The following is a 13,008-nucleotide window of genomic DNA, read 5'->3' on the forward strand; positions in this document are numbered from 1 at the left end:
CCCGTACGCGCACCCACGCCAGGAGCACCGTGTTCCCCAAGCACCCGAACCCCACCACGCCCGTCACCGCCGCGGCCCTGCTCGGGGCGGCCGCGGTCCTCCTGGCCGGCTGCGGCGGCGGGCCGCCGTCCGCAACCGGGCCGTCGAAGGCCGGCTGTCCCGGGGTCCTGCCCCGGGCCGAGGCGGCCGTCCGGCGGGCCGAGGCCGCCGACGCCTCCTGGAACGGGCCGGACTCGGGCCCGGCGGCGGCGCCCGGCAAGAGCCTCGTGTACGTCGCGCAGACGATGACCAACCCGGGCGTCGCGGGAGTCGCCGAGGGCGTCGAGGAGGCGGCGAGGGCGATCGGGTGGACGGTCCGGGTGATCGACGGGGGCGGCACCCCGGCCGGCATCCAGGCGGCGCTGAGCCAGGCGGTCACCCTCGAACCGTCCGGCATCGTCATCGGCGGCTTCGATCCCCGTCCGGCGTCGCGGCAGATGGCGGCGGCCCGTGCCGCGGGCATCCCGGTGATCGGCTGGCACGCGGTGGACTCCCCCGGGCCCAGCCGGGACCCCGCGCTGTTCACCAACGTCACCACGAAGGTGGAGGACGTGGCGCGGATCAGCGCCGACTGGATCATCGCCCGGTCCGGGGGCGACGCCGGGGTCGTCCTGTTCACCGACGACTCGATCCCCTTCGCCCGCAACAAGGCCGACCTGATCGAGCGGGAGCTGGGCACCTGTTCCGGCGTGCGGCTCCTGGCGTACGAGAACATCCCGATCCCGGACGCGAGCAGCCGCACCCCGCAGGCGGTCTCCTCGCTGCTCGCCCGCTTCGGGAAGGACTGGACCCACTCGGTCGCCATCAACGACCTGTACTTCGCCGACGCCGCCCCGGCGCTGCGGGCGGCCGGGCGTCCGGGGGCGGGGCCGCCGCTGAACATCGGCGCGGGCGACGGGGACCCCTCCGCCTTCCAGCGCGTCAACAGCGGGGAGTTCCAGGCGGCCACGGTCCCCGAGCCGCTGTCCCAGCAGGGGTGGCAGATCGTGGACGAGTTCAACCGCGCCTTCGCCGGGCAGCCGGCGAGCGGCTACGTGGCGCCCGTCCACATCGCCACGGCCGGCAACAGCCGGGGCGCCGGCTCCTGGGACCCTCCCGGCTACCGCGAGGCGTACCGCCGGATCTGGCAGGCCGGGGAACCTCATGAATGAAGCTTCAACCACCTTTCTCCGCAGGAGAGTTGACCCTCGGGCGATGTGACCGGCGCCGGGGACCCGTGGCATGATCAACCTTCACGTTACCTACCAGTAACGGCACTTCCCCCCAATTCGAAGGTCACACCCACGTGCGTACGCTCGCCAGACGCCTCCTGCTGCCCGGCCTGACCGCCCTCGCGCTCACCACCGCCGGCTGCTCCTCCCCGGCCCCCGTGAACGCCGCCGGACCGGGCAGCCCGGCGGCCCTCCCCTCCGCCTCCGACGGCACCCGGCGGCTGGACGTGGACGCCGCCCCGCAGGGCGCGGCCGCACCCTCCCCCATCGCCCGCACGCGCGCCGGCCAGGGCCCGGAGAAGGCCCCGCTGAAGGTCGCCTCCTACGACAAGGCCAGCGGACGCGCCGTCATATCCACGGCCCCGCAGGGCGGCGGGGCCTCGCCCCACCGCTCCGCCGCACCCTCGAAGGGCCCGTCGGCCGGCTCCTCGGACCCGGCCGCCAAGCCCGTCGCGGTGGGCGACGTCATCGCCAGCGCCCCGGCACCCGGCGCGCCCGACGGCCTCCTCGCGAAGGTCACCGAGGTCGTCGGCAAGACCGACCGCGGCACCGAGGTCAAGACCGCCCCCACCACCCTGGCCGCCGCACTCGGCGACGACAAGGCCGACGGCAAGGTCCCCGTCGACCCGGCCTCGGTGGTCGTCGAACCCCTGATGAAGGGCGTCACCTTCTCCTGGGCCAAGGGATCCGGCGTCACGTTCGGCCCCCAGGGCGCCAAGCTGCCCCTGGGCAACCTCCGGCTCGACGTGGACGCCGCCGTCGACACCGCCAAGGACGCCCCCGCGTCGGCGGGCGCCTCGGTGGCCGGCTTCGTCCAGCTCGCCCCGCAGGTCGAGTTCTCCTACGACGGCGGCAAGGGCGCCGGCCACGGCCCCGACGCGGCGTTCCTCGGCATGAGCGGCGACTGGTCCTCCCAGTGGACCCTCAAGGGCCGCGCCGCCGCGAGCACGGGCGCACCCCGGCGCATCCCCTTCGCCAAGCTGCACAGCAACCCGGTCCTCCAGGTCGGCCCGGTGCCCGTCGTCGTCAACCTCGAACTGACCTGCTACGTACAGGTGGAGGCCGACGGCAAGGTCACCCTCGACGTCCGGCAGGACGTCAAGGGCGACTTCCGCGTCGGCGGCAGCTACGCCACCGGCAAGGGCTGGACCCCGGTCAGTTCCTCGGCCGTGCACAGCACCCCGGTGAAGGCGACCGTCACCGCCGGCGGCCGGGTCAGGAGCGCCCTCGGCGCCGAGGCCTCCGTGGGCCTGTACGGGGCCGTCGGCGTCACCGCCGACTTCGCCCCGTACCTGCGCGGTGAGGCCGACGCCTCCGCGAGCGCCGCCACCGACGGGAAGACCTCCGCGAACGGCTCCTGGGCGCTGTACGGCGGCTTCGACCTGAGCGGGCAGCTCCAGCTCCAGCTGTCCGTCTTCGGTACGCCGGTCGTCGAGCGGCGCGTCCCGCTGGGCGCCCTGCACCGCGAGTGGCCCCTGGTGAGCGGCCGCGCCGGCCAGTGACCCACCGCCGCCCGGCCGGGCGCCGCGGCGCCGTGCCCGGTCAGGCGGCCGGATCCGCGCCGGGCGGCGGCGGCAGCGGCGGCAGGGCCGGGCCGTGCAGCCAGGCCTCGAACAGGCCGTCCAGCGGCCCGGCGGCGTAGCCCGCCGCATGGGCGGTGAAGGCGGCCGTGGTCACCACGCCGTGCCGGTACAGGGCCGCCCAGTCGCGGAGCATCCGGAAGAACGCCCCGTCGCCCAGGGCGCAGCGGACGGCGTGCACGGTCAGCCCGCCGCGCTGGTAGAGCCGGTCGTCGAACATCAGCCGGCGGCCCGGGTCGGCCAGCCGCAGGTCCTGCGGCAGCGTGGCCAGCAGCCGGTGCGCGGCCGTCGCGTGCTCGTGCGCGCCGCGGCCCCCGGAACGCTCCGACCAGAGCCATTCGGCGTACTTGGCGAAGCCCTCGTTGAGCCAGATGTGGCGCCAGTCGGCGATGCCCACGCTGTTGCCGAACCACTGGTGGGCCAGTTCGTGGGCGACGAGCCGCTCCCAGCCGCGCGCGCCGTCCACGTGGTTCGTGCCGAACAGGGACAGCCCCTGCGCCTCCACGGGGACGTCCAGCTCCTCGTCGGCGACGACCACCGCGTACTCGCCGAAGGGGTAGGGGCCGAAGAGCTCCTCGAAGAGCCGCATCATGGCGGGCTGCCGGGCGAAGTCCCGGGAGAACCGCGGCAGCGCGTGCGCCGGCACGTGGGCGGTCTGCGGCACCCCGCCGAGGCCGGGGTCGCCGAGCAGCACCGTCTGGTACTGGCCGATGGCCAGACCGACCAGGTAGCTGGGGGTGGGCGCGGACTGCTCGTACACCCAGGTGGTGGTGCTGGCCCTGGTGGTCCGGGTGAGCAGCCGGCCGACGGCGGCCACCGTGTAGGCGGACGGGGTGTTCAGGGAGATGTGGTACGCCGCCTTGTCGGCGGGCCGGTCGTTGCACGGGTACCAGGACGGGGCGCCGACGGGCTGGCTGGCCACGAGCGCCCCGTCCGTCAGCTCCTCCCAGCCGAGGCCGCCCCAGGGGCTGCGCACCGGCTTCGGGTTGCCCGCCCAGTGGACCTCGACCGTGAAGGCGGCCCCGGCGCGCAGGGCCTTGGCCGGCCGGACGCGGAGCCGGCCGGCCCGGTGGGTGTAGTGCGGGGCGCGGCCGTCCACCAGGACCCGGCCGATCCGGAAGGCGGCCAGGTTCAGGTGGAACTCGGCCAGCGGGGCCGGCCCGGCGATGGCGCTGAGCCGGGCGGTGCCGGCCAGCCGGTTGGGGCCGGGCCGGTACTCCAGGGCGAGCTCGTAACGGTGCACCCGGTAGCGGGGGTCGCCGTTGTCCGGGAAGTACGGGTCCACCGCCGTGCTCTGGCCGCTCATCGCCGGTTCCGCTCCCCGCTCCGTGCCACGGTCCCCGGGCTAGGACCGCCACGCCTCGATCGGATTGCCCAGCCAGCGGGTGTCGGCGGGGACGGACTCCCCGGCCATCACGAGGGAGGCGGGACCCAGGGTGCTGCGCGCCCCGACCGTGCTCCCGGGCAGGACGATTCCGCCCGGGCCCAGGGTGGCGCCCTCGCGGAGGACCACAGTATCCGTCCGCAAGATCCGGTCGTGGAAGAGGTGCGTCTGCAACACGCAGCCCCGGTTGACGCTGACCGCGTCGCCGAGGGTCACCAGGTCCGTCTCGGGCAGCCAGTAGCTCTCGCACCACACGCCCCGGCCGATGCGCGCCCCGAGCCCGCGCAGCCACAGGACCAGCAGCGGGGTCCCGGGGACGGCTCCGGCGAGCCAGGGCACGGCCAGCACCTCCACGAAGGTGTCGGCCAGTTCGTTCCGCCACACGAAGCCGCTCCACAGCGGGTGTTCCGACCGCCGGTGCCGGCCGACCAGCAGCCACTTGGCCGCGACGGTGACCGCGCAGGCGGCCGCGCCCGCGGTGAGCAGGACCGCCCCGGACAGCAGGGCGGCGCCCGGCACCCCCAGCGCGGGCGTCGCGGCCAGCGCGCACAGCGCCGCCAGGGTGAGGACGGCGAGGCCGGCCGAGCAGAAGACGGGCACGAGCCGGCAGGCCTCGACCAGGCCCCGCGCCCACAGCAGCCGGGCGGGCGGGTCGTACGTGCGGCTGCGGTCGGCGGCCGCGGCCGAACGGGGCAGCCGCACCGGGGGCAGGCCCAGGTACGAGCTGCCCTTCTTGGCCTTCTTCGGGGTGGCGGACAGGACGCCGACCAGCCCGCCGTCGGGCACGCTGCGGCCGGGCGCGGTCATCCCGGAGTTGCCGAGGAAGGCCCGGCGGCCGATCTCGGAGCGGCCGATCCGCATCCAGCCGCCGCCGTGTTCGCAAGGGGCGGTCAGGGTGTCGTCGGCGAGGAACGCGCCGTCGCCCACGGTGGTGAGGCTGGGCAGGGCGAGCACGGTGGACACCTCGGCGCCCCGGCCGACGCGCATGCCGAGCAGTCGCAGCCACACGGGGGTGACCAGCCCGGCGTACAGCGGGAAGAGGGTGCCCCGGGCCAGGTCCATCAGCTGGAGGACCGCCCAGGCCTGCCAGCCCACGCGACTGTGGGTGGGGTGGTTCCCGGTGCGCAGCCCGAGGCTGAGCAGGCGTACGGCGGCCAGGACGAGCACCGCGTACGCCAGGGCGAAGGCGAGCGCGCCGGGCACGACGGCGAGCAGCGCCCCGCGCAGGGCCTGGGCGGGTCCGGCTCCGGCGGGCACGAACCGGCCGGCGACGAGCAGCGCGGGGAGCGCGGCGGCCAGCGGCAGGGCGGTGAGGCAGAAGCCGGTGGCCCCGTACATGGCCCGCCAGCGCGGGGCGCGCGGCGGGCGTTCCCCGGGCCAGTCGTGCTTGGCCCGGCCGAGTCTGACGGCGGGGGCGCCGCCCCAGCGCTGGCCGGCCGGGACCTGCCCGGCGACGGCGGAGCCCGGTGCCACTTCGGCCCGCTTGCCGACGCGGGCGCCGGGGAACAGCGTGCTGCGGGTGCCGACGACGGCCCCCGCGCCGATCCGGACGGGGCCGATCTCCAGGCGGTCGCCGTCCAGCCAGTGGCCGCTGAGGTCCACCTCCGATTCCACGGCGCAGCCGCGGCCGAGCCGGAGCATGCCGGTGACCGGGGGCAGGGAGTGCAGGTCCACGTCGGGGCCCAGGCGGGCGCCGAGGGCGCGGGCGTAGCGCTGGAGCCAGGGGCCGGTGAGGGAGGTGGCGCCGGAGTACTCGGCGAGCCGTTCGGCCGTCCACAGCCGCAGGTGCACGCTGCCGCCGCGCGGGTGGCGGCCGGCCCGTACCCCGCGCAGCAGCAGGCGGGCGCCGCCGGCGGCGATGGCGAGGCGGCCGGGCGGGCTGAACAGGAGGGCCGCCGCGGCGGCCACGTACCACCAGGAGGCGGTGGGCGCCCAGGGGTACGGTCCGAGGCGGTGGAGCAGGTTGGCGAGGGCCAGGAGGGCGACGGTCCAGCGCAGGCCGACGAGGGTGAACAGCGGCAGCAGCAGGAGGCACTGGGCGGCCTGGGCGCGGGCCGGGACCGGTGCGACGGTGCGGGTGGCGCCGTCCTCGCGTACGGACCGCTCCAGCCGCCGGGCCAGTTTGCGCAGCGTCGGGTTCTGGTACACGTCCAGGACCGCCACCCCGGGGTAGCGGCTGCGCAGCCGGGTGGTGAGCTGCGCGGCGGCGAGGCTGTTGCCGCCGGTGGCGAAGAAGTCGTCGCCCGCGCTCGTCACGGGCACGCCCAGGGTCTCGGTCCACTGTTCGGCGAGCCAGGCCTCGGTGCCGTGGAGCGGCTCGGCGGGGCCGGCGGTCTCGGTGCCGGGCAGGGGCCAGGGCAGTGCGGCGCGGTCGACCTTGCCGGAGGTGCGGGTGGGCAGGGCGTCGACCTGGGCGAGCAGCGGCACGAGGGCGGCGGGCAGGGCGGCGCGCAGCCGTTCGACGGCGGCGGTGCGGTCCCAGCCGTCCTGGGTGACGAGGTAGCCGACGAGGAGCTGGGTGCCGCCGCGGGCGGTGCGTACGGCGGCGGCCGCGCCGGCGACGCCGGGCAGGGCCTGGAGCGCGGCGTCGACCTCGCCGAGTTCGATCCGCCGGCCTCCGAGTTTGACCTGCTCGTCGGCGCGGCCGAGGAAGACCAGGCCTTCCGGTTCGGCGCGGACCAGGTCGCCGCTGCGGTAGGCGCGCGGCCAGCCGAGGCTCTCCAGCGGGGCGTACTTCTCGGCGTCCTTGGCGGGGTCGAGGTAGCGGGCGAGGCCCACGCCGCCGATCACGAGTTCGCCGCTGCCCCCCATGGGGACGGGCTCCCCGCAGGCGTCGACCACGGCCAGTTCCCAGCCGGCGAGGGGGAGGCCGATCCTGATCGGCTCCGCGCCGTTCAGGGGGCAGGCGCAGGCGACGACGGTGGCCTCGGTGGGGCCGTAGGTGTTCCAGACCTCGCGGCCCTCGGTGACCAGGCGGGCGGCCAGTTCGGGCGGGCAGGCCTCGCCGCCGAAGATCAGCAGCCGGACCTCGTCGAGGGCGGCGGGATCCCAGAGGGCGGCGAGGGTGGGCACGGTGGAGACCACGGTGATCTCCTGTTCGACCAGCCAGGGGGCGAGGTCGGCGCCGCTGCGGACGCGGTGGCGGGGTACGGGGACGAGGCAGGCGCCGTGGCGCCAGGCCAGCCACATCTCCTCGCAGGAGGCGTCGAAGGCGACGGAGAGTCCGGCCATGACGCGGTCCCCGGGGCCGATCGGCTCGTCGGCGAGGAACAGGGCGGCCTCGGCGTCGACGAAAGCGGCGGCGCTGCGGTGGCTGACGGCGACGCCCTTGGGCCGGCCGGTGGAGCCGGAGGTGAAGATGATCCACGCGTCGTCCCGGGGACCCGGCCGGACGGCGGGCGCGGGAGCGGCCGGGGGGTGGCCGGAGGGGTCGGTGCGGTCGATGCGCCGGCCGGGGCCCAGCACCGCCCGTACGCCGGCTTCGCCGAAGACCAGCCGGGCCCGCTCGTCGGGGTCCTCGGCGTCGACCGGCACGTAGGCGGCGCCCGCGGCGAGGACGGCGAGGACGGCCACGTACAGCTCGTTGGTGCCGGAGGGGACGCGTACGCCGACCCGGTCGCCGTGTCCCACTCCTGCCGCCGCGAGGGCGCGCCGGCGGCGTTCGACCCGGGCGGCCAGGGCCCGGTAGGTGAGCCGGGAGGTGCCGTCGTCGAGGGCCGGCTCGTCGGGGTGGGCCCGTACGGTGGCCTCGAAGACGTCGAGGAGGGTGCGGGCGGGGGCGGCGGGTCCGGCGGAGAACCGGGCGGACTTGCCGGGTTCTCCGGGTGGCTCCCCTTCGTCGGGCACCGGCTCGCCGGGCAGGGCCCCGTCGGCCGTCAGGGTGAGTTCACCGCGTTCGGGTGTGGCTGCCATAGGCCCTCGCGTCTCGCTCCCGGACCCGTCCGGGGTGCCGGTGGAGCCCGGGTCTGCCCGGGTTGTTCCGGTCCGGCGGAGAACAACCCACCAGCCTAGTTCGCCACCGTGGATTTGCCCGTGGAAGCCGCGGGCGTGGCCGGAAGCTGTTACTCCGACCGGGGGCGGCTCTCTAGCGGGTGTCCTCCTGGGACGGTCGCACGGTGCGGGGGCCGGCGCAGTGGGCTCCGTACGCCTTCACCCGTTCGCGCAGGGCGCGGTCGGCGGTGACGACCACGCAGGGGCGGCCGGCGTGGGCGGCGGCGAGTTCCACGATGCGGTCGTCGCCGCTGCCGGGCGCGGATTCGACCCGGACGCCGGGGACGGACGCGATGCCGCGGGCCGCACCCTCGACGACGAGGATGACCTCCTCGCCGCCCCGCCCACCAGGACCGGTCCGCTCCGCGAGCCGGTCGCGCAGCCGCTCGGCGGCGCCCCTGCGGTCGCGCCACCAGCCGTCGGGTACGGAGCCGACGACGTTGGCCGCGTCGACGATGAGGACGGAGGTGAGGGATTCGGTCACGTTCCGTCATTCTGCCACGGTCGTCTCCGGGGGCGCGACGACGAAGACGTCGGACAGCGGCGAGGCGTCGGCCCCGGCGCTGATCAGCAGGTCGTAGGTGTCGGGGGGCAGCAGGCCGAGGTCGAACCGCTGCCGTGCGCGCGGGACGTCGACGTCGCGGTCGAGGACCGGCAGGCCGGTGGTCCGGCTGGTCACCGTGATCCGGGCCGGGACCTCGGGCATTTCGCCCTCGCTCAGTGAACTGCCGGCCCCGATCTCGCAGACCACCGGTTCCCCGTCGAGGTAGAGGTCGTCGCCGAGGTAGGTGAACCAGCAGGTGACGAAGGACCGCAGGTCCGCGATGTGCACGTCGTACAGCGACTGGAGGATGCCCTTGACGTGGTCGAGCATGGCCGCGTGGTTCTGCAGGCTGCCGTGCTTCTGCGGGACGAAGGTGCGGGCGTCCTCCCTGTCGGAGAGGGCGGCGGAGAGCTGGGGCACCGTGCCGTCGCCGCCTTCGTCGTCGTCCCCGCGGAGCAACAGCGTCTCGACCTTGTCCCCGATGATCCTGGCCGACTGCCGAGTGGGCTGGTCGATGCCGACGATCGGGTGGTAGACGACCCCGCCTGCCTCCCACCCGCTGTCCTTCCGGTTGGCCTCGGCCGCCTCCTCCATCTCCTGGTGGAAGTCGGTGAGGCGGCTGCTCCACTGCGGCTGCCAGCCGGGGAGCCCGGCGTCCGCCGGGAGGGCGGCCGTCCCGTCAGGCCCGTACACGCAGCGGTAGACGGGGACGAGCTGGTGCAGGCCGGTGAAGGAGCGCAGCAGCCGGGTGAGGTCGTGTTCGAAGGGGCCGATGCGCTTGTGGAAGCCGTTGCAGAGGAACTCGACGGCGTTGAGGGAGCCGTAGTAGGGAGTGCCGAAGGTGACCACGGCCCGGGTGTCCTTCCAGCCTTCGAGCACCTCGACGTAGTAGCGGGACACCAGGCCGCCCATCGAGTGCCCGATCAGGACGAGCTGGGCGGCGGGGTTGCCGCTCTTCTCGCGCCAGGCGCGCAGCCATCCCCGGCTCCGCTCGGCCAGCTGCCGGGCAGCGGCCCTGTTGTCGCGCCGCCAGTCGTAGGGGAAGGGGAAGTAGTTCTCGCCGCGCCTGAGCTCGAACCGGTCCAGCAGGAACTCCTCGATGGCCGTGTAGCCGTCGATCTTCCACAGGCCGGGCAGGGTGTGGAGGTCGGGCACCAGCCGGGTGGCGACGACGCCGTCACCGAGGTCGTCCTCCCTCCAGTCGTCCTGGCCGTCCGGCAGTTCCAGTTCCGCCACGGAGCGGCCGAGGCTCGTCAGGGCTCCGATCACCGCCGAGGCCGAGGGGGCCCACACGTCCTTTCCGTCGCGCGTCAGTACGCTGCCGGTGATCCCGGGGAGCAGTACGACGACGTCGGGCATCGGGTTCTTGCCCATGAGCCGGCCTCCTAGCCCTTCTTCTGCGCGTCGGACGGGTCCGCGGGCGGGACGAACGGATCGGACGCGTCCCCGTAGTGCTGGTAGGCGGCCCAGGCGCTCCACCGCTGGGGTTCCTGCCCGCCGTCCGGCCAGTCGTCCTCGGCCCGCTTCTCGTAGAGCGCCTTGCGCGCGGACCGGACGGCGGCCCCCACCGTGCGGGGGTCCTCGGAAGGTCCGCTCCTGAACAGGTGCCGGTAGAACTCCTGCGCGAAGGAGATCCCCTGGTCGTCGGGGATCCGCCAGGCCGACCCGATGTAGTGACCGACTCCGATGCACAGGAACTCGTCGGCGAGGCTGGGTACCAGCGCCGCCTGGGCGTTCCCCCACGGGCTGTGGTCGGCCACGAGGGAGGCTCCGTCCGGCGGCCCGGCGGGTTCGGCGGCCCCCGTACGGGCCGTGTAGCAGGCGTTCGCCACGACGATCAGCGGCGGCGGCCGGTCCAGGCGGCCCAGTTCCTGGGCGGTCAGCAGGCCGTCGGCGAAGACCCAGCCCGAGCGCCGTCCGGTGCCGGAGCGGTCGAAGGCGCTGTGGCCGCAGTAGTGGACGATGTCGTTGCCCCCGCACAGCAGGGCCCTCAGGACGTCGAGGCGCCGCGCGGGCTTCTCGTCGGGCTTGCGGACGGAGTTCGCCGCACCGACGAACAGGTTGACGGTCACCCCCAGGTTCCTGAGCTGGTCGGCGACCTGGCGGGCCTCCTCGCGGGCACCGGGCAGGTCCAGCCCCTGCTGTGGGTCTCCCGGATCCCCGATGACCAGGGCGCACAGTTCGCCGGTGGCCGGAGCCTCGGTCAGCACGCGCGCGTAGGTGGTGCGCAGTTGGCGGGAGAGCTGGGTGCGGATCGCCAGGGGTTCGGGCTTCTTGCCGCCGACCTGCTGCGCATCCCGCAGGAACTCCCAGGGCACGGAGGCCGTGTCGCGGTCCAGTTCCAGCAGCACGGTGGCGTCGTCGGTGAGCAGCCGCTGGAATTCCGTGGGCACGACGAAGCGGGACAGCATCTCGGGAAGTGCCTGCGCGTCCTCGACGGTGGGTTCCGTCAGCCGGTCCACGAGCTCGCGCAGCAGGTCCGTGTCCACCAGGGCGACCCGTTCCGGTACGGTCGCGCCGCCGGTCAGGGCGGCCCAGCGCAGGGCGCCGGGGCCGGTCTGGACGGACATCCGTACGGGTGCGGAGTCGTCCTGGGCCTGGATGGGCCCCCGGACCGTCAGGGTCAGGTCGGTGTGCCGCACCGCGGCGAGCTGGGCCAGCTGCTCGCGGACCTGTTCGCGGATACCGGGTTCGAATCCGGCGAGGACGGTGCGCAGGGCTTCCTCGGCGGACGGACCGGCACGGTCCGGCGGCCCGGCGCCCTCCCGCGGGACCGGGCCGCCCGCCGCCGGGCGGACGAGTCCGGACAGCGCCGCCAGGGCGTACACGGCGGCCGAGGGGACGAACAGCCTGCCGCCGCTCTCCTCGCGCAGGCCCGGGGTGACGGACAGCCGCTTCTGGTCCTTGGCGGCGCCAGTCAGGGCGAGCAGGAGCTGCTCGGCGCGCAGCCGGTCGACCTCCACGACGAGCACCTCGGTGAGCCTGGGTGTGGGGGCCAGCGGGTTCGCCGAGGCCAGCGCGGCGGCGAAGCCCCGGACGAGGGCCCGGGCCGCCCCGCCGACGGAGAGGTTGCCCGCGCCGGCGCCGATGAGGACCGTCGCCATCGTGGCGACGTGGCCCAGGGCGGTGGCCTCGCCCAGCAGGGAGGCGTACATCTGGACGGCACGGCGTTCGGTGAGGGTGCCCATGGGGCCCATGCCGACGACGGCGGCCGCCCGTACCGGGCCCTCCCTGCACGGGAAGTAGGTGACCTCCCCGAGCTGGGCGTCGATCCAGCCGAGCCGGTTGTGCTCCGTGATCAGTGGGCGTGGGCCGGCGGATATGGCGCGGTCCAGTGCGAGTTCCGCCGCGTCGGGGACGACCGACTGGTAGTGCCCGGTGACGTGTAGATCGGCGGCGACCTCCACGAGGTCGCCCCAGACCACCGTGATGTTGACGGTTGGACCATCAGGGGGCGGCGGAACGCCGTCCGGAACGTCCTCGGCGCGAGCCGCGGGGGTGCTCACCACGACGCTCCTCCTTCGAGTAGCCCGGGATCCGCGTACCGTGGACCGCGGTACGCCGCACCTGTCCCCCCGTGTCCGATTATCCCACCGATTCGGCGCGGAGCCCTGCCCGGGTCCGGTTCAGCGGTAGCGGGCGGAAGCGGCGGCGAAGGGCGTGGCGTGCTGGGGCGCCGTGGCGAGCAGCGCGACCCAGGAGCCGTCGGTGAACTCGATGTCCATCCGGCCCTTCTGCAGCACGCCGGTCGGGTTGGCCCGTACGGCGGCCACCGCCGAACGGGGCACCTCCCAGTAGTGCTTCATCACCGGCGCCGACTGCCACAGCGGCGAGACGTCACCGAGTCCGAACCAGCGCCGGTCGGTGAGGACGAGGACGCAGGCGTGGGAACGGCGCAGGTTGGCACGGCTGATGACGAGGTGTCCGGCGGCGCTCTGCCAGCCGCCTTCCATGTTCTTGCCGTGCATCAGGCGCGTGCCGAGCTGGTCCAGCGCGTCGGGCACCCGGTCGACCGCGTCCGCCACGGCGGCCGGCCGGGACCGACGCGGGTCGAGCACGCGGGACTTGGCGATCTGGCGCAGCCGGCCGGGCAGCCGGGCCTCGATCCGCCGCTGGAGGTCGGAGGGGTCCGGGGGCGCGAGCATCGACTCGGGCGGGGTGGGCACGCCCGGCCCGAGTTCGTGGGCGCAGGCCGCTATCAGGTGCTCTCCCGGCTGGAGGAACTGCCGGGCCTGTTGGCGCCTCTCCTCGTTCAACGGG

8 protein-coding genes are annotated in these 13,008 nt (G+C 75.1%); 2 read left to right on the forward strand and 6 right to left on the reverse strand.

Annotated elements, in window-relative coordinates:
* Nucleotides 1–101 precede the first annotated feature (101 nt).
* Both D1J60_RS02045 and D1J60_RS02050 read left to right on the forward strand, forming a co-directional pair.
* The gene (locus tag D1J60_RS02045; protein ID WP_241253521.1) at nt 102–1,190 is read left to right on the forward strand and encodes a substrate-binding domain-containing protein; all 1,089 of its coding nucleotides are present in this window, start codon (nt 102–104) and stop codon (nt 1,188–1,190) included.
* Between the two features lie 134 nt (nt 1,191–1,324).
* Nucleotides 1,325–2,752 carry a hypothetical protein gene (locus D1J60_RS02050; RefSeq protein WP_125819883.1) on the forward strand — a complete coding sequence of 476 codons (1,428 nt, stop codon included), beginning with the start codon at nt 1,325–1,327 and terminating at the stop codon, nt 2,750–2,752.
* Nucleotides 2,753–2,792: 40 nt separating this feature from the next.
* Here the strand turns inward: D1J60_RS02050 and D1J60_RS02055 are convergent, their stop codons facing one another.
* The 6 genes from D1J60_RS02055 to D1J60_RS02080 all read right to left on the reverse strand — a co-directional run bounded on the left by D1J60_RS02055 (nt 2,793) and on the right by D1J60_RS02080 (nt 13,004).
* Nucleotides 2,793–4,136, reverse strand: coding sequence for a M1 family metallopeptidase (locus tag D1J60_RS02055; protein ID WP_125819884.1), 1,344 nt, complete (start codon nt 4,134–4,136; stop codon nt 2,793–2,795).
* 39 nt (nt 4,137–4,175) lie between these two features.
* Nucleotides 4,176–8,126, reverse strand: coding sequence for a Pls/PosA family non-ribosomal peptide synthetase (locus D1J60_RS02060; RefSeq protein WP_125819885.1), 3,951 nt, complete (start codon nt 8,124–8,126; stop codon nt 4,176–4,178).
* Nucleotides 8,127–8,298: 172 nt separating this feature from the next.
* Entirely contained in the window at nt 8,299–8,688 is a 390-nt protein-coding gene (locus D1J60_RS02065; RefSeq protein WP_125819886.1) for an NTP pyrophosphohydrolase, read from the reverse strand.
* Nucleotides 8,689–8,694: 6 nt separating this feature from the next.
* Nucleotides 8,695–10,122 (reverse strand): hypothetical protein, encoded by a 1,428-nt coding sequence (locus D1J60_RS02070; RefSeq protein WP_241253107.1) that lies wholly within the window; start codon nt 10,120–10,122, stop codon nt 8,695–8,697.
* A gap of 11 nt (nt 10,123–10,133) precedes the next feature.
* A complete protein-coding gene (locus tag D1J60_RS02075) occupies nt 10,134–12,257 on the reverse strand; it encodes a CHAT domain-containing protein (protein ID WP_125819887.1) in 2,124 nt (707 codons plus the stop codon).
* A gap of 117 nt (nt 12,258–12,374) precedes the next feature.
* Nucleotides 12,375–13,004, reverse strand: coding sequence for a hypothetical protein (locus tag D1J60_RS02080; RefSeq protein WP_125819888.1), 630 nt, complete (start codon nt 13,002–13,004; stop codon nt 12,375–12,377).
* Nucleotides 13,005–13,008: the final 4 nt, after the last annotated feature.

It is taken from the genome of Streptomyces sp. W1SF4, assembly GCF_003950035.1.
In the GTDB taxonomy this organism is placed as follows: domain Bacteria; phylum Actinomycetota; class Actinomycetes; order Streptomycetales; family Streptomycetaceae; genus Streptomyces; species Streptomyces racemochromogenes.

Bases quoted from the DNA above. Each gene is read 5' to 3' on its own strand.
- D1J60_RS02055 (WP_125819884.1), bottom strand. From the start codon at position 4,136: ATGAGCGGCCAGAGCACGGCGGTGGACCCGTACTTCCCGGACAACGGC.
- D1J60_RS02060 (WP_125819885.1), bottom strand. From the start codon at position 8,126: ATGGCAGCCACACCCGAACGCGGTGAACTCACCCTGACGGCCGACGGG.
- D1J60_RS02070 (WP_241253107.1), bottom strand. From the start codon at position 10,122: ATGGGCAAGAACCCGATGCCCGACGTCGTCGTACTGCTCCCCGGGATC.